The organism is Photobacterium damselae subsp. damselae (assembly GCF_038086725.1).
GTDB lineage: Bacteria > Pseudomonadota > Gammaproteobacteria > Enterobacterales > Vibrionaceae > Photobacterium > Photobacterium damselae.
Genome location: NZ_CP146970.1, coordinates 462,604 through 488,430, shown reverse-complemented (window position 1 = coordinate 488,430; position 25,827 = coordinate 462,604). Strand labels below are relative to the sequence as shown.

Genomic DNA, 25,827 nt, shown 5'->3' with positions numbered 1-25,827 from the left:
TAAAACCCTGTTTTCTTAAAATTATAAATTCAATATACCGATTGTTTTCTTAGGCCAAATCTTAAGCAGAGGCTTAACCAATCATGCAAGAAACGATTTACTTGATGTTTTTCATCTTGTTGTAACATGCGTAAATTGGGGTAATCATACCTTGGCTTGAAACGGGAAATCTGCTGTGCTGAACACACTTCTGCGACTCGAGCATCATGATAGAGCCTGATCACCATCTGGGTAATCAAATAATCTGCTATTAGAGCTCCCTCATCAACCCTTTCTAACGTGATTAGCGTGGTATATCGAGTCGATTCTAGAATTTTCAAGCGGTATTCATGCTCTTGTACCATATATACGGTTTCATCACCTACCGCATCATTTTTCGGTAATAATGGCAGCAACTTCGCATAATTGGTTTCATAAAGCCGCATTAATTGAGCTAAATCTACCGTATATTTTGTTTTCAATCGGTCCCCTTTGACCTTCTGTCTTCTTTTATTTCAATAACTGTAATTGCTGATAATTCAGCTGTAGCCATTGTAACGCAATAATGGATGCGGCATTCTCAATTTTACCCGACTCTACCCATTGATAGGCTTGATTTCGGCTCACAACATGCACTCGGATATCTTCACCTTCTTCTTCTAATCCATGAAGACCATTTGCTGTTTGGCTGTCCACCGTACCTACAAAAATATCCAACATTTCAGAACAACCGCCAGAGCTTGATAAGTAACGAGTGACTTTTCTTAAGTCGCTAACATCAATACCAGCTTCTTCCACCGCTTCTCGGACAACGACATCTTCAGGACTCTCATTAGGCTCGATAATACCTGCCACTATCTCTAGTTGCCATGGTTGACACCCAGCAGCCATGGCTCCTACACGAAACTGTTCAATCAAAACCACTTGATCGGTTTTTGGATCATAAGGAAGCAGTGCTGCTGCATGGCCTCGCTCAAACATTTCACGCTCGATAGGTTGGCTCCAACCACCAGCAAATAAGCGATGACGAAAACGATACTTCACCATTTTAAAAAAGCCTTGATAGAGCGTATCAGAATTTAATACCTCTACATCATTATGGCCAAAAAGATGAACATCAGATTGTTTTTTCATTGAGTCGCACATTGCTATCATCCTTAACTCGCTGTCTTTATTGAAAATGGCGCGTAAAAATCACCAACATTGTTCTTCAATAAATCTATATTCGTACTATCATTTCATTCATTAGGACGCTCAGCAATGATCAAATTCAACTTTTTTAATAATTATTACGTATATTTTTAAGTCTTTTTTTTAAGCGTAAAGAATTAAAATAGAGTAACGCTGAATAAAACATCGTTGAAAAACCTATTTTAGGATAAGATAGCACTTAATATTATTCGTTATAATTAACGTAAATAAAGGTAAGGATCAGTTTCCAGCAAGGTTTTGTTGTGTACACTGGTATCTTGCCCACGATTTTTTGTTTATCAGCAGGACCAGGAAAGGCATCCATGAAAAAATTGCTTCCGCTTTTTATTAGCGTTGCGTTTGGCGGTTTAAGCCAGTCAGCATTGGCTGATAACCTAGCCGAAATTTATCAACAAGCGAAACAAAATGATCCGCAACTACTGAAAGCGGCAGCCGATAAAGATGCTGCTTTTGAAGCGATCAATTCAGCTCGCAGTTCACTTCTACCACAAATCAATTTATCTGCAGGCTATAAAGGTAACTTTATGGATGCCGATACTCCAGCGGTAGATAACCACGGTTTCAATACCGGCTTACAGCTAAGTCAATCTATCTATAACCGTTCTAGCTGGGTGAATCTAGACATTTCAGAACAACAGGCTCGTCAAAGTGATGCGGCTTACGCTGCAGCACAACAAGCTCTGATTATGCGAGTATCAAAAGCGTACTTTGATGTTCTTAAAGCACAAGATGATCTGACATTTGTACGAGCTGAAAAAGCAGCTGTAGGTCGTCAACTTGAGCAGATGAAACAGCGTTTTGATGTTGGTCTATCTGCGATTACTGACGTATACGACGCTCAAGCTCAATACGACAGCGTATTAGCAAGTGAGATCTTGAAAGAGAATGCGCTAACAAACAGTTACGAAGAGCTTCGTGAGATCACAGGCCAAGCACATAAGAACCTTGATATTCTTGATACTAAGTCGTTCTCAGCAAGTAATCCTGGTAAGCCAGTGAATGACTTGGTGAAAGGCGCTGAAACAGAAAACTTGACCTTGCTAACTTACCGCATTGCTCAAGATGTGGCTCGCAATAAGATTTCACTAGCAGAATCAGGTCATCTACCAACCCTATCGTTTGATACTGGCTATAATTACGATCAAACACGAATGGGTAACGACGACGGCTCTCTAACTGCAGGTGTGACAATGAATCTACCTGTTTATACCGGTGGCCGTACAACATCTGAAGTAAAACAAGCACAGTTTGCTTATGTTTCTGCCAGCGAGCAACTAGAGCAGCAATACCGTAGCGTAGTGAAAGATGTTCGTGCTTATTACAACAACATCAACTCATCAATTGCTTCCTTGCGTGCTTACCAACAATCTGTGGTGTCGGCAAAATCAGCATTAGAAGCAACAGAAGCGGGCTTTGATGTTGGTACTCGTACCATTGTTGACGTACTGAACTCAACCCAGAGTTTGTACAATGCTAACAGCCAATTAGCCGATGCTCGTTATAACTATATTCTGAGCCAACTTCAGCTAAAACAAGCTGTTGGTACACTAAGCGAGCAAGATATCCTAGATATTAACCAAGGCTTAAAAGCGGTAGCGAAAAAATAATATCGTTTAACTTAGCCACTGATTAGTACACTAGAAATAAAAATGCCACTTTTATTAAAGTGGCATTTTTGTATTCCATATCAGTATGCTTTATCGCAACTTAAGCTGTTATAGCTTAACCTCGACCACCGCGAATGGCATTAATGATTTCCGTGGTTGAACAACCATCTTCAAAGTTCAAGACTTTCACTTCGCCACCAGCGGCAATCACTTCTTTTCCGCCTGCTATTTCTTCTGGCTTATAGTCGCCACCTTTAACCAGTAACGTTGGAAGAACTTCACTGATTAATCGCTGAGGAGTCTCTTCACTAAAAGGAACAACCCAATCAACAGCCCCCAGACCTGCGAGTACTGCCATACGACGATCTTCTGGATTCACAGGACGCCCAGGGCCTTTTAAAGCTTGTACTGACGCATCTGAATTTACCGCAACGATTAAGCGATCACCCAGTTTTGCCGCTTCATTCAAGTAAGCAACATGGCCTGCGTGCAAAATATCAAAGCAACCATTGGTCATCACTACTTTTTCACCACGAGCGCGAGCCGCAGCAACAGCCACTTTTAATTGGCTTTCTGTTACTACACCAAAGCCGCTGTCTTGGCTGCCGTGAATAGCATTGGTTAACTCAATAGTAGATAACGTTGATGTACCAAGTTTACCAACAACAACACCAGCAGCAGCATTGGCTAATTTACACGAATCAGCCAACGATTTACCCGCTGATAGAGAGGCTGCCAGCACAGAAATAACGGTATCACCAGCGCCTGTCACATCATAAACTTCTTGAGCTTGTGTCGGCATGTGTAGTGGCTCTTGGCCCTTTTGCAATAGTGTCATGCCATGTTCAGAACGAGTCACTAACAGAGCTTCTAGATCAAATCGTTCAATCAACTCAAGACCTTTTGTGACCAACTCATCATCACTGTGTGTTTTCCCCACTACCGCTTCAAATTCAGATAAATTTGGTGTTAATAGTGTCGCACCACGATAGCGTTCAAAATCCGTCCCCTTAGGATCTACCAACACTGCAACACCAGCCTGGCGAGCGCGTTGAATCATAGTCTGAACATGCTCTAGTGCACCTTTTGCATAATCAGAGAAAATAACCGTTTTCACTCCTTGCGCTAACGCATGATCTAAATGGGTTAACAACGCTGTCGGCTCAACACCGTGAAAGCTCTCTTCAAAATCTAAACGCAGTAATTGTTGGCCTCGACTCATAACTCGCAACTTAGTAATCGTTGGGTGAGAATCAACTTCTGCAAACTGACATTCAACGTTAAGAGAAGCCAGTTTCTGCGTTAAAAACTGTGCAGACTCATCAGCACCAGTAAAACCGATCAGATTAACCTGACCACCTAAAGCAGCAATATTCATCGCAACGTTAGCGGCACCGCCAGGACGATCTTCAATTTGGTCCACTTTTACAATAGGGACCGGTGCTTCAGGTGAAATACGCCCCGTAGGTCCATACCAATAACGATCAAGCATAATATCGCCTAATACTACTACATTAGCTTGTTCGTAATTAGGAAGCGTCAATTTCATGGTTTTCTCCACAATGATGATTACAGCTAAATACTAACATAAAGCCTTTTTTTCTTTCACTAACCGTCTGTTAATTTCGCTTTTTACTTTACTTAAAAACCACAGAGTTAGTATCAGTTTCAATACCAAGCCATTGCGACCAAGCTTGCTCAACCCATTGGCGCTGCTCGGCAAATAATGTTGGCTCACAATAAGCCGATTGCTCTTGCAAACTCAGGCGATGAATAGCATCTCGCATTTCACAATAAGCTTGAGTCAGTTGTTGTCCTTGAGGATAAGAGATCACATCACATTGACTCAATATGTCGAAAATACGAACATTATCAGACCATCGCGTAATCGCTTTATATTCACTGGCATACGCTAATACCAAATATTGAGCTAAAAACTCGATATCCGTAATGCCACCGATATCTTGCTTTAAACCAAATTTACCCGGTTGTTTATGGCCTAAATGAGCTCGCATCTTCAACCGCATTTCTACCACTTGGTGACGAAGGGTTACTTTGTCTCGCTCTTGAGCTAAAACCTGCTGGCGAATCGCCGTAAATTCTTGCTGCAACGCTGGGTCGCCATAGACCATTCGAGCTCGCACTAATGCTTGATGTTCCCAGGTCCACGCCTCCTGCTGCTGGTATTGCGCAAAAGCATCAATGGTACTAACCAATAACCCAGAAGCCCCTGATGGTCGCAGTCTCATATCGACCTCATACAACACGCCAGATGCGGTACGAGTTGAAAACAGATGAATAATACGTTGCGCTAATCGAAGATAAAATTGACGGCCATCGATCTCTTTCTTGCCATTGGTGTATACATTACTTGGACAGTCATGGAGAAAAACAAGATCCAGATCCGAACCATAACCGAGCTCAATACCGCCAAGTTTACCGTAAGCTACCACCGCAAATCCTCGCCCTTCACGCTCCAGTAAATGGGTTGGCTCCCCATACTTTTCTTTCATCTGGAACCAAGCTTGATTAACTACAGCACCAATAATCGCTTGAGCTAAATACGTCAGATGATCACTAACCTTCATAACTGGCAGTGCTCCGGCGATATCAGCCGCTGCAATCCTTAATAGCTGCGTCTGCTTAAATTGACGAATGGCTTCCATCTGCTGCTCCATATCCTCTTCTGGAATACGGGCGAGATACTCACGTAATTCATCTTGGTATCCATCAATTGGGGTGGGATGATACAGATGTTGTGGATCGAGTAATTCATCTAGCAAAATCGGATATTGAGCTAACTGTTCTGCCACCATTGGACTCGCAGAACATAAGCGAACCAGCTGCTCTAGTGCGCCATGATGCTCACTTAATAGTTCGAGATAAGTCGTGCGTGTTGCGATGCGAACAATAAGCTTAGTAATACGAGATAATACGGACGCCGCATCAGGTCGAGTAACAATATGGCTAAGTACCATGGGCATCAGCTTAGCCAGTACCTCTCGACCTCTTGGGCCTAAGGTTCGTTTAGAGAGCTCTTGCTTCATTGACGATAAAATCGATGTTTGGGAATCGACCTCAGGAGCCTCAAGTTCTGTTAAGATGGTTCGAACAACATCTTCCTTTTTCACCATCGCCCACAGTTCTTGGTATTCACTAGCACAATCTACGGTTTCTTGTTCGTCTTCACCACCAATGAGCAAACCAAAGATTTGATGAATACGAGCCATGTGTTCGCTGATAGCCTGTTGCAACAATGACCATGACTCATATCCCATCGCATACGCCAATCGCTCTTGATCTAGCGGCTTATCTGGCAAGGTTTGCGTCTGTTTATCATCAATTGCTTGTAATAAATTTTCGAGTCGACGTAAAAAAACATAGCCATTTTTTAAGGTAAGTGAATCCTCACTATCTAATAGATGAAGTTCTTCAATCGCAGCAAGTGTTTCTAATAAGCCTCGACCACGTAAACTCGGTTCTCGTCCACCTCGAATAAGTTGGAAAGATTGGGCGATAAACTCAACTTCTCGAATCCCCCCTGCACCTAACTTAATATTGTTGGTCAACCCTCGGCGTCGAACCTCACTACCAATCATTGCTTTCATTCGGCGTAAAGATTGCACCGCACTAAAATCGATATAGCGACGAAACACAAAAGGACGCAGCATTTGCCGTAACGTTTGGTACTGTTCAAAACGCTCTTTACCCATAACTCGCGCTTTGATCATGGCATAGCGCTCCCAATCTCGCCCTTGCTCTTGGTAATAATCTTCTAAAGCGGCATAACTCATTACCAAAGGGCCACTCTCACCAAAAGGGCGCAACCGCATATCAACTCGGTAACAGAAACCATCAAATGTCACCTGATCTAACGCTTTAATCAGACGTTGGCCTAATCGAGTAAAAAACTGGGCATTAGCAATACTTCGGCGAGCACCTTGAGTTTCCCCGTTTTCAGGATAAGTGAAGATTAGATCAATATCAGAGGAGAAATTAAGCTCACCGCCACCCAATTTTCCCATACCAAGGATCAGCATAGGTTGTGGTTCACCATGTTCATTAACGGGAGTTCCCCACTCTTGGCAACATTGCTGATATAACCATTGATATGCTTCCATAATCATGGCTTCGGCAAGTAAAGATAAATGGGAAAGGCACTCATCTAAAGGAGTCTGCTGAGTAAAATCACGCCAAGCAATCCACACCATCTCTTGGCGACGAAACTGACGTAAAATTCTCATCACATCATTCTCATTATGCGCTTGGGCCAGTTGTTGCTGTAACTGAGAACGATACTCTTGACTACGGCTCTGGTCATCTTTGTGCTGATGAACCCAATTTAATAACCCTTCATTACGGCGTAAGGATTGAAAAATGAAGTCACTTAAACCCACGACCGTTTGTAGTTGCTCCTGTTCTATTTCAGACCATAACTGTAGAGCTTCAGGGTGAGATTGAGCCATTGTTTGCCAAGCTTTATCACAAGCCTGTTCAAGATAAGTCATTGAAGGGATAGAGACCGATGCCATGTTACCAATCCTTGAGCGCAAAATAAGTCTCACTACCTTAGCAATAAAAAAAACACTCAACCAGTATTTACACGCAAAGAGATAACAGTGTTAACGGTGACTTAGTGCCAGATAAATAAATATGGCATAGTAGTCATTGTAACGACCGACTCACACGCTCAGTAAGAAAGGCCTGCAATGAAATACCGACCACAGCATCAACATGATCTTCATCCCATGAGCTTGATGGCCTTTGTTCTGTCTTTGATCTCATTAGCTCTGGTCACCAGTATGTTGTTTATTCCCAAACAAGACTCGGTTTACCTGATTTTTTTAGGCGTTGATACTTTCATTTGTCTGCTGTTTTGGTGCCAATTGTTAACTGACTTTATTCGCAGTAAAGAGAAGACGAATTATCTAAAACGGCACTGGCCCGATTTTATGGCGAGTATTCCCGTTATTGAACCCTTTCGTTTTGCTCGTTTAGTTCAAGTGTTTCGTGTGGTGCGTCTACTTCGCTCCAGTAAACATATTATGCAGCAGTTACAAGAAAATCGCCGTGAAGCCACCATTGCCACCATCTGCTTACTGTTAACGGTACTTATTACGATAGGCTCATCTTTCATCTTATTGATTGAAGCGAAAGACCCGAATGCCAATATTCATTCTGCTAGTGACGCCTTATGGTGGGTAATTGTGACTATTTCGACCGTCGGTTATGGTGATCACTACCCAGTAACTACGTTGGGTAAAGTATTGGGTACTATGGTGATTGTTTGTGGTGTGGGTGTATTTGGTATGATTTCGGGTTTAGTTAGCTCCATTATTACCGACCCGCAGCATCAAAAAGAGCAACAAGAAAAAGAGCATCGACAAGAATGGCGCCAAATGCTGGCTAATCAACAAGCGCTATTACAACGACTGGAACGAATTGAAAAACGTATGGCCGAGCGAGAAGAAAGTGATAAAAAAAATGCCCCAGATAATCTCTGAGGCACTTTCAAGCAGAATTTACGGCCAGTATGGTGTTAACTCAATACCCATCTGGCGGGTCTGATCCATGGCGTGTAATAACGACTCATCTTTGCGCTCTAACCATTTTTCAATCTGTTGCAGATCGTCATCACTAAACTGAGGACAAATCTGACGAATAGGCTCTAGCTCACGAAGGTCTTCAACACCTTGCAATAAATCTAACCAAGGTAGACGGAAGTTGTTTCGACGCTCTTCATCATACAAGTTAGCAAAACAAACCCCACTCATTAGATTGCGTAATAGCCTTGGTTGCTGATCCAGATAGTCTAAACGAGATAATTGACGTTCTAAGGGAAAAACATCTTGTAACTCTTGCCATGAGCGAGTTAAGAAACCATCGGAGAACACTTTAGCTGAACTTGCTAATTTTTCCCGCGATTTATCATCTAAAAATGGCTGCCAAGCGTGGCTTAAGATCCAGCTACTTAAATTCAATAATAGACCACAGTAACGTCCAGATTGCAGTAAACGTAACATATCATCACGTTCAGGCAGTTCATCGTAACGAGCTTCCAGTAATTGCATTATCTGCTTGCGAGCATTAAGTTTCTTTAACTGGTAGCCTCGTTCAGAGAGCAAGTCTTGAATATTTTCGGCTTCTTCAACCCAGTCTAACTCCCCTTCCAGCCACTGCAATTCTTGACGTAGCAAGGCACTTGCCCGACGAGGGATCATGCTACCAAACACCACTAAAATTTGGCGTAACAAACTGATAGCTTGCGTAATCTGAATTAATGCGGCCTGCTCTTGGCGCTCAACATAGATTTGTTCGTGGTAAAGCCAATGCTCTAATGCATGTTCAAGAGAACGAACAAAAACCTGTTCTACTGACTCATTGTTAGAAGCTGGAACCAAACCCAAGGCTTTAACTTCATCGCCAGTATAGTCGGTCGCTAAACGATAACCACGAGCCGCTTTACTTAAATTGCCTAAACGCATTCCACCTTGAGCACACAATTCACGAGCTAAGGTAAATAAGGCGTCGGTTTGTCCCGATTTTAGTTCAAGTTCAACTTCACAAATTGGCTCACTTTTGCCATTAGCACTCACTTGTCCTTGGTCAAAAGCTACCTCAATTTGACTACCATCAGCCATAGCAACAAGCCATTGCTGACGTTCAAAGTCGGTAGAGAACAGAGGGCATAATTGCTGCTGTAGTGCCGCTATATCTAATCCTTCAGGCCAAGCATCTTGAGGATGAAGGGATAAATCAGGCTCTTGACCTGTAATTTCGACATTGTACTCAGGACGTTGATGAAGTCCTGCGACAACCCTTCCTGCAGTTTTTAACGTCTGAACAAACACATCATCAAAACGACGAACGCGCAAACCAATATCGTGTTGGCGCAATTGCTGATCAGGGGTATCAAAGTAAACGTTACCTAATAAGCGGCTACTTTGTTGCAGAATTTTCATCTCAGAAATTTTGGTTAATAGCTGAGTTGAAAACTCCGGAAAAACAAAAAACTTCAGTTCTATCTCGGTTTCCATAGTTATACCTATAAACAGTGGCAAACCAAGGATATTTGCTATTTCTTCATAGGGCAAGCCCGAAATATCGACAAAACCTTGATCGAAATTAGTTCCACTATACTCATATATACGTTAACATGCGCGCCTCAATGACCATCGCTCAAGAAATAGCCTTGTTGGGCTCTCTTTAGGTTGATCGGCTATGCCAGTAAATACAATTATGGGGTTATTTGCAAAGTCCCCGATAAAACCACTGCAACGTCACGTGACTCGCGTCAATGAATGTTGTGATTTGCTAGTACCATTCTTTGAAGCATGTCATGCAGGAGAATGGGATCAGGCAACGACCTTACGTGAACAAATCTCGCAGCTTGAAAAAGATGCGGATGTGTTGAAGCGTGAGATCCGTCTGAAACTTCCTCGTGGCCTATTTATGCCAGTAGATCGTACTGACATGTTAGGTCTGTTAACTCAACAGGATAAGTTAGCTAACCTGTCTAAAGATATCGCTGGTCGAGTCTTAGGCCGTAAGCTACAAATCCCTGAAATAATGTATCCTGACTTTCTTGCTTATGTTCGCCGTTGTTTAGACGCTGCGGATCAGGCTCGTCGTGTTATTAACGAGCTAGACGAACTGCTTGAAACGGGATTCAAAGGTAGGGAAGTGACGCTTGTTGCTGAAATGATTAATCAGCTAGATGTTATCGAAGACGATACCGATTCTATGCAGATTAAATTGCGTCAACAACTTATGTCCATCGAAGACCAACACAGCCCGGTGGATGTCATGTTCCTATACAAAATTCTCGAGTGGGTTGGCGGTATCGCTGATCAGGCACAACGTGTCGGCTCACGACTAGAAATCATGCTATCGCGTTCTTAATAGCGAGAATTTAACAAAAACAAGGTTTTACAATGGAAATCCTGGCTAACTACGGCTCTCTGATTATCGGAGTGGCGGCTATCTTTGGTCTTTTAATGGCAATCGGTATTGGCGCGAATGACGTTGCTAATGCTATGGGTACTTCTGTAGGTTCGAAAGCACTTACCGTTAAGCAAGCTATCATCATTGCAATGATTTTTGAGTTTGCAGGTGCTTACCTCGCAGGTGGTGAAGTTACCGATACTATCCGTAAGGGTGTGATCGAAACTTCTCTCTATGCTCACCAACCAGAAATACTTGTTTACGGTATGATGTCTGCTCTTCTTGCAGCAGGTACATGGCTGTTGGTTGCTTCTTATATGGGCTGGCCTGTATCTACTACTCACTCAATTATCGGTGCAATCATCGGTTTCGCTTGTGTGTCTGTAGGTACCGATGCAGTGGATTGGCACTCAATCCAAGGTATCGTGGGTAGCTGGTTAATCACCCCACTGATTGCAGGTATTTTTGCCTATTTCATTTTTATCAGTGCACAACGCCTGATTTTTGATACTGACAAGCCTCTAGTCAATGCGAAGCGTTTCGTTCCTGTTTATATGTTTATCACTGCGATGGTCATTGCGCTGGTAACAATCAAGAAAGGTCTGAAACACGTAGGTCTTCATCTAACAAATGGTGAAGCTTGGGTAGCATCGCTAGTCGTTTCTCTGCTTGTTATGGTATTCGGTTACTTCTACATTCAACGTAAATATAAAGACAACGACAACGTAGTAAGCTCTAACGGCTACGCTGGCGTAGAAAGTGTATTTAGCGTATTGATGGTAGTAACAGCGTGTGCAATGGCATTTGCTCATGGTTCTAACGATGTTGCAAATGCGATCGGCCCTCTGTCTGCAATCGTATCAACGGTTCAACATGGCGGCCAAATTGCTGATAAAGCTGAAATTGCATGGTGGATTCTTCCTCTAGGCGGCATTGGTATCGTTGTGGGTCTAGCAACTCTAGGTCACAAAGTAATGGCTACCGTAGGTACTGGCATTACCGAACTAACACCTAGTCGTGGTTTTGCAGCTCAGCTAGCAACTGCGTCTACTGTTGTTCTTGCATCCGGTACAGGTCTACCTATTTCAACTACGCAAACACTTGTTGGCGCAGTATTAGGTGTAGGCTTTGCTCGTGGTATTGCAGCACTTAACCTTGGTGTTGTGCGTAATATCGTTGCATCATGGGTTGTAACACTGCCTGCAGGCGCTCTGCTTGCTGTTGTGTTCTACTACGTTATGCGAGCTGTATTCGGCTAATAGCGAAAGATTTTGTTGAAGGGAGGCTTTGCCTCCCTTTTTTTTTGCGATTCTTTGACCAGTTTTACCAATCCCTAACTTGCACCTGCCCCGCAAACTTCTTAGTATGTCACCCCAGAATGAAGGCTCCCCCTCAAGGATTCAGATTGTGAAGCATCTAATTAGTTTACTGCTATTTGTTTGCGCTGTTGCTACCACATCAGCCCAAGCAGAAGCGACCCGTTATATCTCAGATAACCTGTTTACTTATATGCATACAGGCCCAAGTAATCAATACCGTATCATGGGCAGTATTGATGCAGGTTCAAAAGTGGTATTACTCGATACCAATAAGAGCTCAGGCTTTAGCCGTGTTAAAGATGACAAAGGCCGTACAGGTTGGGTAAACAGCGACTTTATCTCAACTCAAATGGGCTTAAAAGAGCGCGTTCCAGCTCTTGAGCAAGAGTTAGCAGAAGTTAAAACAAAACTGGCAGAATCTATCACTTCAAACGATAGCCGTAATGCTGGAATGAAAACTACGTTAGATCAACGTAACCAACAGATCACAGAGCTTGAAGATCGCAACAGTAAACTCAATGAGCAACTGTCGACAGCACAAACAGAAATCCGCGAACTACGAGCTAAAATTGATACGCAAAAAGATGACCTACTAATGCGTTGGTTCATGTATGGCGGTATGGTTGCAGGCGTTGGTTTACTACTTGGTTTAGTGTTACCTCATATTATCCCACGCCGCCGTAAGCGCCATAACGGCTGGGCATAAACCAATAGACAAACATTAAATAAATTGAAAGGCCGCAATCTGAACTGCGGCCTTTTTTGTTTGTTACCAAAATGAGCTTTTCTTTACTTCAATTCAAGTGTTATCACTACCATTCTGATAACGAAGGCATTGCAATATCATAACCATCAAAACCTAAGATAACATCTCGTTGCTCAATCTTCTTCAACACAACACCCGATGCGATCGTATCCCCTTCATGCCGCTCTTGGCCATTAACTTTGACCCAGCGATTTTGTGGCTTAGAAGAATAAATATGCTGCTGAAAATTCATTGAAGGGAGTTTGTTTTGAACAGTAACGGGCAAATCAGCAATAGGAATAGCCTTATGCTTGGCGATCTTGACTTGTTCATCCCCAGTTCTATCAAGCTCTTTATCACTAAAAGTCTGGCCATCTGTAGCAGCAATAGCCGATTTCAACTGCTGTGCTAATTTAGGATCAACCCCAGAAAAATCCAAATTATCTAACTGATATGGATCTTGTGGCGCTGTTTTAACAGGCTCTGATAAGTGAGAGTCATAATCTGTCGTAGCACTTTCACCATAATTACCCGCATACATCGCAGGCTCTGCTGGCGCGGAGACTTCCGCTGGAGGTGCATAGTAATCACTATTACCTTGCGGTAACGGTTCAGTTGTCAAAACTGGATAAGATAGAAATTCGATATCCTTATTGACTCTTACAGGCGCGTTTTTAGGCTTTGTAACCACAGCCACTTCTGAAAGTGTTGATATCTCCTCATGAGAGGTACTCGAAGATGCTGGTGATACCGAAGCCGTCACTGTATGACTTTGCAGGGCATACAACTTGTACCCGACAACACACGCCGCGGGCACAACAGCAATAAGCAGAGGAACCAACCAAGAGTTTTTCGCTTTGTGTTGCTCTTTAATCGTCTTCATCGGATGAATAATTGGACTAACAGAGGCATTGGCATGGTTTTGTCGTTCTTTTTCCGACGCTTTAATGGCAGTAAGAATATTAGACATAATCACACACCTTCAGGTTGTAATGTTGGACCAGGCAGGCTTAATGCTGAATCAAGGACCATTAAAGTTTGTTTACCCGCTATACCATCAGCATTGAGCGATTGTGAACGTTGGAATCGACGCAGTTTATCCACTAACCCTTGATCAAAATAATTTTGGTTCGTTTGAGGTTCACCTAAAAAAGTATTGAGCTGTTGGTTTAACCAAGCAACACGAGGGCCCTGCTGGCCATATCGAATGCTGGCATCATCACCGAATGGAGGGCGCCATAGCAACTGATAGTTACCATCCCAACGTTGCTCAAACCAAGATGGGGTAACCGCAATACGTTCATGACCCAATAATAACTGCACTTGATTATGAGTCACCGCATATAGCACAGCGTAAAAATCATGATGATGAGCATCTTGCAACTTTACGATCACTGGACGATTGATCATAGCAAGTGATGTCAGAGAGCCTTTACCTGAATAACAAGTTAAGTGTACTCGGCTACTTGTCGCGCACGTAGCCTGATTTAAAGCGGTATCAAAACCCCATAACTGATATAAGGTCTGCATCGCTTGACGTTGTTGGTAACTCGCTTTTATAGCCGTATCTAAGCGTTGTTCACTCGAAATTTCTTGCGCACTCTCTTTTGCCATGGGCCCTAATTGAGTATCCGTTATTACCACTTTTGCTGCTGTTGTCGCTGTTTGCCCCCCTAATGGCAACGACAAATGCTCTGTAGCAAACCATGCTCCCGCAGCCAATCCACCACCTAATAGCGACAGTAGAAGCCACCGTGACCAATTAGAGGTTTGTTTCGAGGATTCTATCTGACCTCGATTGATAGGAACTTGCCAACTTAAAACATCTTCACACGCTTGCTCTGCTATCGCTTTAGTAACCTGATGAACCCCTTGATGATGAGCCAATTGCATCGACTTATCACAAATTAGATTAATTAGGCGGGGAATACATTGGGTTTCTTTTGCTATATATCGAATCACACCATCGTCAAAAACATCATAATGACACCCAACTGCGCGCAGACGATAACGAATGTATTCCCCCACTTCCTCAACTGTTAAAGGCAATAAATGGTAACGAGAAGTAATACGTTGAGCTAATTGTCGTAAACGTTCTTGTTGCAATAACTGTTGCAGTTCCGGCTGACCAATCAACACCACTTTTAACAACTTGCGACTATCGGTTTCTAAATTAGTAAGTAAACGTAATTGTTCAAGTACTTCCGGCATCAAATGTTGCGCTTCATCAACTAACAATAGTGTTTGTTTACCTTCACTATGGTTAGCTAACAAATGCTGATGCAACAAGTCTGATAGCTGCTTTAAACTCGCACTATCGGTATAACTTAACGCAAATTCATCACAAATAGCCGCCAACAGCTCATGAGCCGATAGCGCCGGATTTAATATCACTGCAACTTGGGTCTCTTGTGATAATCGGGCAATCATCGCTCGAAGGACGGTTGTTTTTCCGGTTCCGACTTCTCCGGTTAATAGCCCAAAACCACCGCCATCAGTGACACCAAATAGCATATGGGTTAAAGCTTCTCGATGGCGCTCGCTTAAAAATAGAAAACGCGCACTGGGCACGATAGAAAAAGGCGCTTCAGAGATCCCGAAGAAATCCTTGTACATGAAATATCTCGTCTCTTAGTAGAATGAAAAATTGGACTGTAACTCTAACAACTGGTTCATCACTATTTATGAAATAACCATGTATCAAATGTTATAGCCGATGATATCGGTTGGTTTATCATCCAGAGTTGAACCGATTATTGTATACTGAAGTCATGATTATCGGTGATGCTTACTGTCACAATGTTATCTTAACCGCAATATTAGGAGCTTTGGGTGCAAGTTTATTTAGTCGGAGGTGCTGTTCGAGATGCACTGCTTCAATTACCAATTGTAGATAAAGACTGGGTGGTTGTTGGTTCTACACCAGAACAGATGCTTGCTCAAGGGTTTGAGCAAGTCGGTACTGATTTTCCTGTTTTCTTGCACCCAAAAACCAAGCAAGAGCATGCATTGGCAAGAACAGAACGCAAGTCAGGCCGAGGTTACACTGGATTTATTTGTGATTTCACACCAGATATTACTCTAGAGCAAGACTTGATTCGCCGCGATCTCACCATTAATGCTATTGCACAAGCGAAAGATGGCACTCTTATTGATCCTTATGGTGGTCAACAGGATCTTGAACATCGTATTCTTCGCCATGTTTCTCCCGCTTTTGTTGAAGATCCCTTAAGAGTTTTACGCGTTGCTCGTTTTGCCGCTCGCTTTGCTCATATGGGGTTTACCGTTGCCGCGGAAACAATGGCACTGATGCAGGAGATGGTGATATCAGGAGAGCTTGCAGCGCTAACGCCAGAGCGGGTTTGGAAAGAGTGGGAAAAATCATTAAGTAGCCAAAATCCAGAAATATTTCTAACGGTATTAAGACAGTGTGGTGCATTACAAGTAGTGATGCCTGAAATTGATGCCCTCTTTGGTATTCCACAACCAGAAAAATGGCATCCAGAAATTGACTGTGGCATTCACACTCTCTTAGTTGCGAAGCAAGCGGCACAGCTAAGCCAAGATAAAGCCATTCGTTTTGCAGCACAACTTCACGACTTAGGAAAAGCACTATCTCCAGTCGAGGATTTACCTCATCATAAAACCCACTGTCTCGATGGTCTCAAACCTATAAAGGCACTTTGTCAGCGATTGCGAGTTCCCAATGATTACCGTGATTGCGCCTTGATGGTTTGCGCACAACATACAAAGGTACATCACGCCTTTGAAATGAAAGCGAGTACTTTTGTTAAAATCTTTGATCAAGTTGATGCTTGGCGTAAACCTGAAAGAATTTCTCAGCTAGCGACCTGTTGTAGAGCCGATGCGCGAGGCCGAACAGGACATGAGAAGGATGCTTACTTACAGGCTGATATCTTAGAGCAGGCATTTTTGGCAGCTCAAGGTGTGGAAGTAAAGCCTATCGTGGCAGAGGGCTATAAGGGCATAGAGATAAAAGAGCAACTGGCACTAAGACGAATTGATGCCGTTGCACTGACATTAACGACATTGCGCTCAAACTAAGCCTGAAACAACAGAGCCCAAGCAATAAACTTGGGCTCTGATAGCTTACTTAGATAGCAAAAAGGCAATCAAGCCAATACCGAGTAATAAGCGATAAATTACAAATGGTGTCATACCAAGGCGAGTAACCAGCTTCAAGAAGACATGAATACATGCATAAGCACTAACAAAAGAAACTGAAATACCAATTCCTAATGCGCCTAAATCAACAGGTTGACCACTGGTTACCAGTTTAAGCCCCAGATAACCGCCAGCCAGTAAAATAATTGGAATCGACATTAAGAATGAAAAACGAGCGGCGGCTTCACGTGTAAAACCTAAGTACAATGCAGCAGTCATTGTAGCACCAGAGCGAGAAGTACCTGGAATCATCGCCATTGCTTGAGATAAACCAATAAACAGAGATTGCTTCCAACCAGCACTGTATTCATCTTTGTTTAACGCTGAGTGTTTATCTACCCACCATAACAACAGACCAAAAATAATCGTAGTACAAGCGATAACCCAAGCCGAACGTAAATACAGCTCAATAATATCTTTCATAAACAGACCAAAGATACAGGCGGGGATCGTTGCAATCACAATCATCCATGCCAGTTTGGATTCTTTATTATGCTGCTGTTTAAAAATAGAGTTTAACCAAGCGGAAAGAAGACTCACCACTTCTTTTCTAAAATACAGAATCACAGCGGCTAAAGTACCAACATGTACTGCAACATCAAACGCCAAACCTTGATCAGGCCAGCCCAAGACTTCGGATGGCAAAATTAAGTGAGCAGAGCTCGAAATAGGAAGAAACTCAGTTAACCCTTGAATAAGGGCCAGCATAAAAGCTTCAAAGTGACTCATTTATTGTCCTTAATAACTATCGGTGGCCAATGTAATTGGCTGTAATTGTTGTTGAAATTGGATCTCGCGATAAAGTTCAGCAATAGAGCGCCCATCATTTGGCACCACAAGTTTTGGGGCCAATTCGTACATTGGCCACAATACAAAGGCAAACTTATACAGATCATCACGCGGCAATTGAGGATCTCGTTCTCGAATCTCATTGCCAAATAGCAAAATATCCAGATCTAAGGTGCGATCTTGATTCTTTTTTGCATCAATCGGACGACCGTATTTGATCTCCAGCGCTTTAAGTGAACTTTGTAGAATATCAACAGAAGATGACGTTTTTATTTCAACCACACAGTTATAAAAACTGTCACCATCAAATCCCACAGGTTCAGCTTGGAATATACGAGATACTCGCAGTTGACCGTGAGATAGCAACCTAAGCTCCTTGAGTGCCATTATTAGGTGATATTCGGGCTCAATGTTACTACCGATGCTGATGTAACAGGTGTTCACTTACAGCCTCGTTCAATCACAACACCAACACTTCGAGCATTAGCGACTGCGCCCGGTTTTGCTACTCGAATTCGAAGCCAAGGAACTTGAAACTGAGTCATAATAAGATCAGCCACTTCTTCAGCTACTCGTTCAACTAATAAAAATGGCTGTGAACTTACAAAATCGGTCACAGCTTGACTTACCGCAGCATAATCGAGGGCTAACATAACATCATCTTGTAATGCAGCAGGTCGATTGTCGTGTGCCATTTCTAAATCCAGCACAAGTTTTTGTTTTATTTCTTGTTCCCAGTCATAAACACCGATAGAGGCAATAACTTCAAGTTGTTCGATAAATACAAGATCCATTTTCAATCGCTAATTTTGTGAGAGGTCGGATACCTAATTTGAGCAAAAGTGCGTATTATCAGGTTGTTTTCGCTTATTTTACTTTAACGTGTTATAAGTGGAATAAGCACTAAGTTAAATAAGATTTGGACTATAACACAGCCCTTTCTAAACGACATAAGCCGACATTAGTTTTCTACTAATTTAGTGCTCAAGATAACAAACTTACATCACGTTTCATATTACAGTGGGGAGACAAATATTCCTCACCGAATGATTGGGATAATTCTAGGAACTGCATGACACCATTAGCTCTCGTCATCATCATTGCAGCTTATCTACTGGGCTCGATCTCCAGCGCGGTATTAATTTGTCGTCTTTACAGACTCCCCGATCCAAGAGATTGTGGTTCAGGAAATCCGGGGGCAACTAACGTATTAAGACTGGGTGGTAAAACTGCCGCGAGCCTTGTGTTAGTGTGCGACATTTTAAAAGGCATGATCCCGGTTTGGCTAAGCTATTTCCTCGGTTTGAATCCGTTTTTACTGGGAATTATCGCCATTTCAGCTTGTTTAGGCCATATATACCCTATTTTCTTTCATTTTAGAGGAGGAAAAGGGGTTGCGACAGCACTTGGAGCATTGGCACCTATCGGCTGGGATTTATCGGGAATGTTGATCGCAACTTGGCTCGTAGTTGTCATTATCACAGGCTATTCGTCATTAGGCTCTCTCATTACAGCCCTTATCGCACCACTATTTACTTGGTGGGTAAAACCAGAATATACCATGCCAGTAGCGATGCTTTCTTGCTTAATTATCTTTCGTCACCACGATAATATCCGCCGTCTTATCGATGGGCAAGAAAGCAAAATATGGGATAAATTTCGCCGCAAAAACAAGCAAAATGCCTCATAAACTCTAAACCTAACCAAATGGTAGATATAAAAAAAGCGATCATCCGATCGCTTTTTTTTATTTCAGACAAAAACCATTACTTATCAATTGGTTTTAGCTGATCAATTGGCCAACGAGGGAAAGCTTTCACGCCCAGATCCATCAACTCTTTATTCTTGAGTCGCTGCATACCAGCATAAGCAATCATTGCGCCGTTATCTGTACAAAATTCAGTACGCGGGTAGAATACTTCCCCTTTCATACCTTTCATCAATTTTTCGAGCTCTTGACGCAGATATTTATTCGCACTCACGCCGCCGGCAATAACTAAACGCTTCAAGCCTGTTTGCTTAAGTGCTCGCTTACATTTAATTGCTAGGGTATCCACTACCGCTTCTTGGAAAGCAAACGCGATATCAGCGCGAGTTTGCTCATCATCACCATTGCTACGAATAGTGTTTGCCGCGAATGTTTTCAGACCAGAGAAGCTAAAATCAAGCCCTGGACGGTCCGTCATGGGACGAGGGAAGGTAAAACGACCCGGAGTACCATTTTCTGCCATTTTCGACAGCAGAGGGCCTCCTGGGTAATCTAATCCCATTAGCTTCGCAGTCTTATCAAATGCTTCACCAGCTGCGTCATCAATAGACTCACCCAAGATTTGGTATTCACCGATGCCTTTCACTTCGACCATCATGGTATGGCCGCCAGAAACCAACAATGCCACAAAAGGAAACTCAGGTGCGTTCTCTTCTAGCATCGGAGCCAATAAATGGCCTTCCATATGATGAACAGCCACCGCAGGAAGATCCCATGCATACGCTAGGCTACGGCCAATTGTTGCACCGACTAATAATGCCCCTACAAGACCTGGACCTGCAGTGTAAGCAACCCCATCAAGATCTGCTGGCGTTAATCCTGCAGACTTCAAAGCAGCTTTCACCAATGGAATGGTTTTTTTAACGTGATCACGTGATGCCAATTCTGGAACAACGCCGCCGTAATCTGCGTGTAATTTTACTTGGCTGTAAAGTTCATGTGCCAATAGGCCTTTTTCATCATCGAAAATCGCAATACCTGTCTCATCACAGGAGGTTTCGATGCCCAAGATACGCATAAATAACCTCTATACCATAAAGGGGCAAAAATGAAGAATATCACAGTATTTCAACGACTACTGACATCTTCATTGAGAATAAATTTCATCAATTACTGCACATGTTACCGTTCTAAACAGAAATTAACCAGTTCAACGACGTAGAATGCTTTACAAATGCCCCTAGATCAGATTAGAATTTCGCACCATTTTTAATCAACTGACACTCTTTGAACGTCAGTACAAACCGAATCACTCTGAGGTGAGTATTACATGCCAGTAATCAAAGTACGTGAAAACGAACCGTTTGACGTAGCACTACGTCGTTTCAAGCGCTCTTGCGAAAAAGCAGGTATCCTTTCTGAAGTACGTCGTCGTGAACACTTCGAAAAGCCAACAACTGTACGTAAGCGTGCTAAAGCAGCGGCAGTTAAGCGTCACCTGAAGAAATTGGCTCGCGAAAACGCGCGTCGCGTTCGTCTGTACTAATCTTCGGATTTTTACTAGAAGGATTGCGTTATGACTCTGATTGAACGTCTTAAAGACGAACAAAAGGCGGCGATGAAGGCGAGAGACAAAGCTCGTCTTGGTGCTATCCGTTTAGCTCTTGCTGCAATCAAACAACGTGAAGTCGACGAAAAGATCACTCTTGCCGACGACGACATCGTTGCAGTATTAACGAAAATGGTTAAGCAACGTCGTGACTCTGTAGCTCAATACGAAGCTGCGGGTCGTCAAGATCTTGCAGATGTTGAACTTGCTGAGATCTCAGTACTTGAAGAGTTTATGCCTCAACCACTAAGCGATGACGAAGTTGCCGCTCTGTTGGATGAAGCTATTGCTGCAACAGGTGCTGCAGGTATGCAAGACATGGGCAAGGTTATGGGCGTACTGAAACCGCAAATTCAGGGTCGTGCCGATATGGGTAAAGTTAGTCAGTTAGTGAAAACTAAACTAGGCTAATCTAAGCTCTGTTCTGCAACAAGCCGCGTTATCCTTATGGAGTACGCGGCTTGTTTGTATTTACTTATCTTAAAACCAAAAACATAAGCCTTTGTATATAAAAGACTTATTTCCTTACACCCCAATTTAGGTTACGTTCGAATTATTATGGCAGGTAGAATCCCTCGTTCATTTATTGATGATCTTATCTCCCGATACGATATCGTTGATGTGATCGATTCTCGGGTAAAACTGAAGAAAAAAGGCAAAAACTTCGGTGCTTGTTGCCCTTTCCATAATGAAAAAACGCCCTCTTTCTCTGTTAGCCAAGAAAAACAGTTCTATCACTGCTTCGGTTGTGGCGCACACGGCAATGTCCTTGATTTTGTCATGGAATTTGATCGCTTAGAATTTGTAGAAGCGATTGAAGAATTGGCCTCACAACTTGGTATTGAAGTACCGCGAGAAAATGACAATGGCTCAGCGCCTTCAGGACCTCGAGCAGCAGAAAAGCGTAATCTTTATGATGTCATGGCGCATATTGCTCAATTTTACCAATCTCAACTGCGTACCGATGAAGGCCAACTTGCGATCGATTATTTAAAAGGTCGAGGCTTATCAGGCGAGATTGTTAAAAAATTCGCAATCGGCTATGTCCCCGATCAATGGGACTTAGTTCGTAACCGCTATGGTCGAGATGAAGCTAGCCAACAAGCGCTTGTTGATATGGGTATGCTGATCGAAAACGATAATGGTCGTCGCTATGACCGTTTCCGTGGTCGTGTCATGTTCCCCATTTTAGATCGTCGCGGTCGAGTTATCGGTTTTGGTGGTCGAGTATTGGGTGATGGCACGCCAAAATACCTTAACTCACCAGAAACTCCTATCTTCCATAAAGGTCGAGAGCTCTATGGCTTACATCAAGTCTTAGAAACCCATCGAGAACCAGAACGTATTTTGGTTGTTGAAGGTTATATGGATGTGGTAGCACTCGCACAATTTGGGGTGGACTATGCTGTCGCGTCTCTAGGTACCTCGACGACAAGCGAACATATTCAAACTTTATTTCGCCAAACCAGTACAGTTGTCTGCTGCTATGATGGCGACCGAGCCGGACGAGAAGCAGCTTGGCGCGCAATGGAACAAGCTCTGCCTTATTTACTTGATGGACGCGAACTGAAGTTTATGTTTTTACCCGATGGTGAAGACCCAGATACCTATATTCGCCAATACGGTAAAGAAGAATTTGAGCATCAAGTCTCTTCTGCTATGTCTCTAATTGATTTCATGTTCAATAGCTTAACCGAGCAAGCAAACATGGAAACGAAAGAAGGTCGCAGTAAACTGATGACGTTAGCCAAGCCCTTAATTGAAAAAGTGGCTGGAGAAGCACTTCGTGAATACTTGATCAATAAACTGGGCTATAGCTTGGGATTACCACCGGATCAAATTCGTCTTGAAATTAAGCGTCCACAGCAAGAAAAACCGCGTTTGGTACAACAAAACCTAAAACGAACACCAATGCGGGATGTAGTTGCTTTGCTGATTCAAAACCCAATTTTTGTTAATCAGCTCGAATTTGACACTCAAGCATTTGAAGGAATTGAGGTTGCTGGACTAAATTTATTGCTAACAATAGTTGAAAAATGTCGCACTAACCCCAATATCACTACAGGCCAGTTACTAGAGTCATGGCGAGGTAGTAAAAATGAGGCATTACTAGCCCGGTTAGCCTCATGGGAATTACCCCTATCTAAAGACGAAGACAGTACTCTAGATGTATTTTTAGACGCAATGGACAATGTTATCGGCCAGTGCGTCCAACAACAAATCGAAAAGTTGCAGGCTAAATCAAGCACCGTCGGCTTATCAGTCGAAGAGAAGCAGGAATTACAGTCATTACTGTTGGATCGTCCTGCCTAATAAGTAGTCAACAATTAAGAAATTTGTTATAATTAACGGTTTGCATCTCTGCATACTAAATTATCACTCAGACCCGAAGTTGGATATCGTCTATGGAGCAAAATCCGCAGTCACAGCTAAAGTTACTTGTCGCTAAAGGCAAAGAACAAGGCTATCTGACCTACGCCGAAGTAAATGACCACCTACCGGAAGACATCGTCGATTCCGATCAGGTTGAAGACATTATTCAGATGATCAACGACATGGGTATCAAGGTTGTAGAAACAGCCCCTGATGCCGATGAACTGATGATGACAGAAGATAATGCCGATGAAGACGCCATTGAAGCTGCGGCGCAAGCATTATCAAGCGTAGAAAGCGAGATCGGCCGTACAACAGACCCTGTACGTATGTATATGCGTGAGATGGGTACTGTTGAGCTACTTACTCGTGAAGGTGAAATTGATATCGCAAAACGCATTGAAGATGGTATTAACCAAGTTCAATGTTCTGTTGCTGAATATCCAAAAGCTATCTCTCAACTTCTTGACATGTTCGATAAAGTTGAAGCAGATGAGCTACGTCTAACCGACATTATTTCTGGTTTTGTTGATCCTAATGAAGAGGAAACAGCAGCACCAACGGCAACACATATCGGTTCAGAATTAAGTGAATCTGATCTTGAAGATGAAGATCGTGATCTTGATGAAGACGAAGATGAAGACGAAGATGGTGACAGCAGCGACGACAGCGATGACAACAACATCGATCCTGAAGTTGCACGTGAGAAATTCACTGAGCTACGTCAGTCATACGAAAAAATGGCATTAGCTATTGATACGCATGGCCGTAATCACCCTACTGCAGAACTTGCTGTTGATGAACTTTCTGAGATCTTCAAGCAGTTCCGCTTAGTGCCAAAGCAGTTTGATAAGTTAATTGGCTCACTACGCGATTCAATGGACAAGGTTCGTACTAATGAACGCCTTGTTATGCGCATGTGTGTTGATAACTCTAAAATGCCTAAGAAAACCTTTATCAACCTCTTTGCAGGCAACGAAGCTAGCTCAGAGTGGATCGATGAAGCTCTTAACTCAGGCAAACCTTACGCTGAGCGCTTAAAAACTTATGAAGAAGAACTTCGTCGTTGTTCTACTAAGTTACGCCTACTAGAAGAAGAAACTGGTCTTTCTATTGAGCGTATTAAAGACATCAGCCGTCGTATGTCTATCGGTGAAGCAAAAGCTCGCCGTGCGAAGAAAGAGATGGTTGAAGCAAACTTACGTCTTGTAATCTCTATTGCTAAGAAATACACCAACCGTGGTCTACAGTTCTTGGATCTGATCCAGGAAGGTAACATCGGTTTGATGAAAGCGGTAGATAAGTTCGAATACCGTCGTGGTTATAAGTTCTCAACTTACGCAACATGGTGGATTCGTCAGGCGATTACTCGTTCTATTGCAGACCAGGCACGTACTATTCGTATCCCGGTTCATATGATCGAGACAATCAACAAGCTAAATCGTATTTCTCGTCAAATGCTACAGGAAATGGGTCGTGAACCTCTACCTGAAGAATTGGCAGAACGTATGCAGATGCCTGAAGATAAGATTCGTAAAGTCCTTAAGATTGCAAAAGAACCAATCTCAATGGAGACACCAATTGGTGATGATGAAGATTCACATCTAGGTGACTTTATTGAAGATACAACGCTTCAATTACCTATGGATGCAGCAACGCAAACGAACTTGCGCGCAGCAACCAACGAAGTATTAGCAGGCCTAACACCTCGTGAAGCAAAAGTTCTTCGCATGCGCTTTGGTATCGATATGAATACCGACCACACTCTTGAAGAGGTTGGTAAGCAGTTTGACGTAACACGTGAGCGTATTCGTCAAATCGAAGCGAAAGCACTACGTAAGCTACGTCATCCAAGTCGTTCAGACGTATTACGCAGCTTCCTAGACGAGTAATCGTTGTAAGTTGATGCGAAAAAAGCGGGCTTTGTGCCCGCTTTTTTATTGTCTGGTAAAAATTGTCATTCTGCGTCCTAGCCTACAATTTTAATTAAGTGAGTAAAAAGCGAACAAAATAAATGAGTTAAGCGCTAGACAAGGCCAAACTCATCCCCTATAATTTGCGCATATTGGCCCCTTAGCTCAGTGGTTAGAGCAGGCGACTCATAATCGCTTGGTCCCCAGTTCAAGTCTGGGAGGGGCCACCAGAATTTAGAAAAGGCTACCTTCGGGTAGCCTTTTTGCATTCTAGCCCGCCATAAATTTCATCATTTATTCCAACGAACTAATAAAAAACTGAGATATTTGCCAATCTATTGATGAAAAACAAAACTTTCTTTTGGTTTTGCTACATAATTCCCATCTTTACGTCACATTTTCAGCTTAAAAATTTGATCAACATCACATAGTGCTTAGCGAAAT

At 42.8% G+C, this 25,827-nt stretch carries 22 protein-coding genes and 1 tRNA gene; 12 read left to right on the top strand and 11 right to left on the bottom strand.

The genetic code is table 11. The features are described 5' to 3' along the window. Nucleotides 1-29 precede the first annotated feature (29 nt). Complete coding sequence (locus WAX86_RS02320) at nucleotides 30-461, bottom strand: DUF1249 family protein (RefSeq protein WP_075985113.1); 432 nt, start codon at nucleotides 459-461, stop codon at nucleotides 30-32. A gap of 28 nt (nucleotides 462-489) precedes the next feature. Further along, nucleotides 490-1,113: an ADP-ribose diphosphatase gene (gene nudF / locus WAX86_RS02315; protein ID WP_371332469.1), complete on the bottom strand. Its 624-nt coding sequence runs from the start codon at nucleotides 1,111-1,113 to the stop codon at nucleotides 490-492. 380 nt (nucleotides 1,114-1,493) lie between these two features. Between nudF and tolC the strand changes: the two genes are divergently transcribed. Next, nucleotides 1,494-2,798, top strand: a complete 1,305-nt coding sequence (gene tolC, locus WAX86_RS02310) for an outer membrane channel protein TolC (RefSeq protein ID WP_176283971.1) — start codon at nucleotides 1,494-1,496, stop codon at nucleotides 2,796-2,798. A gap of 115 nt (nucleotides 2,799-2,913) precedes the next feature. On the opposite strand, the gene hldE is transcribed toward tolC, so the two are convergent. Both hldE and glnE read right to left on the bottom strand, forming a co-directional pair. After that, the gene (hldE, locus tag WAX86_RS02305; protein WP_068968231.1) at nucleotides 2,914-4,347 is read right to left on the bottom strand and encodes a bifunctional D-glycero-beta-D-manno-heptose-7-phosphate kinase/D-glycero-beta-D-manno-heptose 1-phosphate adenylyltransferase HldE; all 1,434 of its coding nucleotides are present in this window, start codon (nucleotides 4,345-4,347) and stop codon (nucleotides 2,914-2,916) included. 88 nt (nucleotides 4,348-4,435) lie between these two features. Continuing rightward, entirely contained in the window at nucleotides 4,436-7,330 is a 2,895-nt protein-coding gene (gene glnE / locus WAX86_RS02300) for a bifunctional [glutamate--ammonia ligase]-adenylyl-L-tyrosine phosphorylase/[glutamate--ammonia-ligase] adenylyltransferase (protein WP_376788107.1), read from the bottom strand. Nucleotides 7,331-7,507: 177 nt separating this feature from the next. On the opposite strand from glnE, the gene WAX86_RS02295 reads away from it, so the two are divergent. Then, nucleotides 7,508-8,302 (top strand): ion transporter, encoded by a 795-nt coding sequence (locus WAX86_RS02295; RefSeq protein ID WP_238071216.1) that lies wholly within the window; start codon nucleotides 7,508-7,510, stop codon nucleotides 8,300-8,302. 18 nt (nucleotides 8,303-8,320) lie between these two features. Here the strand turns inward: WAX86_RS02295 and WAX86_RS02290 are convergent, their stop codons facing one another. Continuing rightward, nucleotides 8,321-9,835: an inorganic triphosphatase gene (locus tag WAX86_RS02290; RefSeq protein ID WP_068968229.1), complete on the bottom strand. Its 1,515-nt coding sequence runs from the start codon at nucleotides 9,833-9,835 to the stop codon at nucleotides 8,321-8,323. A gap of 184 nt (nucleotides 9,836-10,019) precedes the next feature. Here WAX86_RS02290 and WAX86_RS02285 point away from each other — a divergent pair, with 184 nt between their 5' ends. From WAX86_RS02285 to WAX86_RS02275, 3 genes are all read left to right on the top strand, one after another. Next, entirely contained in the window at nucleotides 10,020-10,700 is a 681-nt protein-coding gene (locus WAX86_RS02285) for a TIGR00153 family protein (RefSeq protein WP_036764444.1), read from the top strand. Between the two features lie 32 nt (nucleotides 10,701-10,732). After that, nucleotides 10,733-12,001 (top strand): inorganic phosphate transporter, encoded by a 1,269-nt coding sequence (locus tag WAX86_RS02280; RefSeq protein ID WP_005301394.1) that lies wholly within the window; start codon nucleotides 10,733-10,735, stop codon nucleotides 11,999-12,001. 148 nt (nucleotides 12,002-12,149) lie between these two features. Further along, on the top strand, nucleotides 12,150-12,767 hold the full coding sequence (locus WAX86_RS02275) for a TIGR04211 family SH3 domain-containing protein (protein WP_044176816.1): 618 nt from the start codon (nucleotides 12,150-12,152) through the stop codon (nucleotides 12,765-12,767). A 106-nt stretch (nucleotides 12,768-12,873) separates the two neighbouring features. On the opposite strand, the gene WAX86_RS02270 is transcribed toward WAX86_RS02275, so the two are convergent. Both WAX86_RS02270 and WAX86_RS02265 read right to left on the bottom strand, forming a co-directional pair. Next, complete coding sequence (locus WAX86_RS02270; RefSeq protein ID WP_341489042.1) at nucleotides 12,874-13,776, bottom strand: general secretion pathway protein GspB; 903 nt, start codon at nucleotides 13,774-13,776, stop codon at nucleotides 12,874-12,876. A 2-nt stretch (nucleotides 13,777-13,778) separates the two neighbouring features. Continuing rightward, nucleotides 13,779-15,422, bottom strand: a complete 1,644-nt coding sequence (locus WAX86_RS02265; RefSeq protein ID WP_341489041.1) for an AAA family ATPase — start codon at nucleotides 15,420-15,422, stop codon at nucleotides 13,779-13,781. Between the two features lie 216 nt (nucleotides 15,423-15,638). Here WAX86_RS02265 and WAX86_RS02260 point away from each other — a divergent pair, with 216 nt between their 5' ends. Further along, nucleotides 15,639-16,871, top strand: coding sequence for a multifunctional CCA addition/repair protein (locus tag WAX86_RS02260; RefSeq protein ID WP_341489040.1), 1,233 nt, complete (start codon nucleotides 15,639-15,641; stop codon nucleotides 16,869-16,871). A gap of 45 nt (nucleotides 16,872-16,916) precedes the next feature. Here WAX86_RS02260 and WAX86_RS02255 read toward each other — a convergent pair whose 3' ends face one another. From WAX86_RS02255 to folB, 3 genes are read right to left on the bottom strand one after another with little or no spacing between them, the layout of a single operon-like run. After that, nucleotides 16,917-17,720: an undecaprenyl-diphosphate phosphatase gene (locus WAX86_RS02255; protein ID WP_065170783.1), complete on the bottom strand. Its 804-nt coding sequence runs from the start codon at nucleotides 17,718-17,720 to the stop codon at nucleotides 16,917-16,919. Nucleotides 17,721-17,729: 9 nt separating this feature from the next. After that, nucleotides 17,730-18,224 carry a 2-amino-4-hydroxy-6-hydroxymethyldihydropteridine diphosphokinase gene (gene folK / locus WAX86_RS02250; protein ID WP_044176828.1) on the bottom strand — a complete coding sequence of 165 codons (495 nt, stop codon included), beginning with the start codon at nucleotides 18,222-18,224 and terminating at the stop codon, nucleotides 17,730-17,732. Next, a complete protein-coding gene (gene folB, locus WAX86_RS02245) occupies nucleotides 18,221-18,580 on the bottom strand; it encodes a dihydroneopterin aldolase (RefSeq protein WP_171027388.1) in 360 nt (119 codons plus the stop codon). The genes folK and folB overlap by 4 nt, the downstream gene beginning before the upstream one ends. A 272-nt stretch (nucleotides 18,581-18,852) precedes the next feature. Here folB and plsY point away from each other — a divergent pair, with 272 nt between their 5' ends. Continuing rightward, nucleotides 18,853-19,470 carry a glycerol-3-phosphate 1-O-acyltransferase PlsY gene (plsY, locus tag WAX86_RS02240; protein WP_341489039.1) on the top strand — a complete coding sequence of 206 codons (618 nt, stop codon included), beginning with the start codon at nucleotides 18,853-18,855 and terminating at the stop codon, nucleotides 19,468-19,470. 76 nt (nucleotides 19,471-19,546) lie between these two features. Here the strand turns inward: plsY and tsaD are convergent, their stop codons facing one another. Then, a complete protein-coding gene (gene tsaD, locus WAX86_RS02235; RefSeq protein WP_005301409.1) occupies nucleotides 19,547-20,566 on the bottom strand; it encodes a tRNA (adenosine(37)-N6)-threonylcarbamoyltransferase complex transferase subunit TsaD in 1,020 nt (339 codons plus the stop codon). A gap of 252 nt (nucleotides 20,567-20,818) precedes the next feature. On the opposite strand from tsaD, the gene rpsU reads away from it, so the two are divergent. From rpsU to WAX86_RS02210, 5 genes are all read left to right on the top strand, one after another. Beyond that, the gene (gene rpsU, locus WAX86_RS02230; protein WP_005301411.1) at nucleotides 20,819-21,034 is read left to right on the top strand and encodes a 30S ribosomal protein S21; all 216 of its coding nucleotides are present in this window, start codon (nucleotides 20,819-20,821) and stop codon (nucleotides 21,032-21,034) included. 30 nt (nucleotides 21,035-21,064) lie between these two features. Continuing rightward, nucleotides 21,065-21,508: a GatB/YqeY domain-containing protein gene (locus WAX86_RS02225; RefSeq protein ID WP_044176836.1), complete on the top strand. Its 444-nt coding sequence runs from the start codon at nucleotides 21,065-21,067 to the stop codon at nucleotides 21,506-21,508. Between the two features lie 147 nt (nucleotides 21,509-21,655). Further along, nucleotides 21,656-23,410, top strand: coding sequence for a DNA primase (gene dnaG / locus WAX86_RS02220; RefSeq protein ID WP_065170786.1), 1,755 nt, complete (start codon nucleotides 21,656-21,658; stop codon nucleotides 23,408-23,410). A 92-nt stretch (nucleotides 23,411-23,502) separates the two neighbouring features. Next, nucleotides 23,503-25,362 (top strand): RNA polymerase sigma factor RpoD, encoded by a 1,860-nt coding sequence (gene rpoD / locus WAX86_RS02215; protein WP_065170787.1) that lies wholly within the window; start codon nucleotides 23,503-23,505, stop codon nucleotides 25,360-25,362. A gap of 175 nt (nucleotides 25,363-25,537) precedes the next feature. Further along, a tRNA-Ile gene (locus WAX86_RS02210) sits at nucleotides 25,538-25,613 on the top strand. Nucleotides 25,614-25,827 lie beyond the last annotated feature (214 nt).

Excerpts from the sequence above, each read along its gene's own strand:
- hldE (WP_068968231.1), bottom strand. The coding sequence starts at position 4,347 with ATGAAATTGACGCTTCCTAATTACGAACAAGCTAATGTAGTAGTATTA.
- WAX86_RS02290 (WP_068968229.1), bottom strand. The coding sequence starts at position 9,835 with ATGGAAACCGAGATAGAACTGAAGTTTTTTGTTTTTCCGGAGTTTTCA.
- WAX86_RS02295 (WP_238071216.1), top strand. The coding sequence starts at position 7,508 with ATGAAATACCGACCACAGCATCAACATGATCTTCATCCCATGAGCTTG.
- plsY (WP_341489039.1), top strand. The coding sequence starts at position 18,853 with ATGACACCATTAGCTCTCGTCATCATCATTGCAGCTTATCTACTGGGC.
- WAX86_RS02265 (WP_341489041.1), bottom strand. The coding sequence starts at position 15,422 with ATGTACAAGGATTTCTTCGGGATCTCTGAAGCGCCTTTTTCTATCGTG.
- WAX86_RS02285 (WP_036764444.1), top strand. The coding sequence starts at position 10,020 with ATGCCAGTAAATACAATTATGGGGTTATTTGCAAAGTCCCCGATAAAA.
- WAX86_RS02280 (WP_005301394.1), top strand. The coding sequence starts at position 10,733 with ATGGAAATCCTGGCTAACTACGGCTCTCTGATTATCGGAGTGGCGGCT.
- rpoD (WP_065170787.1), top strand. The coding sequence starts at position 23,503 with ATGGAGCAAAATCCGCAGTCACAGCTAAAGTTACTTGTCGCTAAAGGC.
- tsaD (WP_005301409.1), bottom strand. The coding sequence starts at position 20,566 with ATGCGTATCTTGGGCATCGAAACCTCCTGTGATGAGACAGGTATTGCG.
- dnaG (WP_065170786.1), top strand. The coding sequence starts at position 21,656 with ATGGCAGGTAGAATCCCTCGTTCATTTATTGATGATCTTATCTCCCGA.
- glnE (WP_376788107.1), bottom strand. The coding sequence starts at position 7,330 with ATGGCATCGGTCTCTATCCCTTCAATGACTTATCTTGAACAGGCTTGT.
- tolC (WP_176283971.1), top strand. The coding sequence starts at position 1,494 with ATGAAAAAATTGCTTCCGCTTTTTATTAGCGTTGCGTTTGGCGGTTTA.
- WAX86_RS02270 (WP_341489042.1), bottom strand. The coding sequence starts at position 13,776 with ATGTCTAATATTCTTACTGCCATTAAAGCGTCGGAAAAAGAACGACAA.
- rpsU (WP_005301411.1), top strand. The coding sequence starts at position 20,819 with ATGCCAGTAATCAAAGTACGTGAAAACGAACCGTTTGACGTAGCACTA.
- WAX86_RS02225 (WP_044176836.1), top strand. The coding sequence starts at position 21,065 with ATGACTCTGATTGAACGTCTTAAAGACGAACAAAAGGCGGCGATGAAG.
- WAX86_RS02255 (WP_065170783.1), bottom strand. The coding sequence starts at position 17,720 with ATGAGTCACTTTGAAGCTTTTATGCTGGCCCTTATTCAAGGGTTAACT.
- nudF (WP_371332469.1), bottom strand. The coding sequence starts at position 1,113 with ATGAAAAAACAATCTGATGTTCATCTTTTTGGCCATAATGATGTAGAG.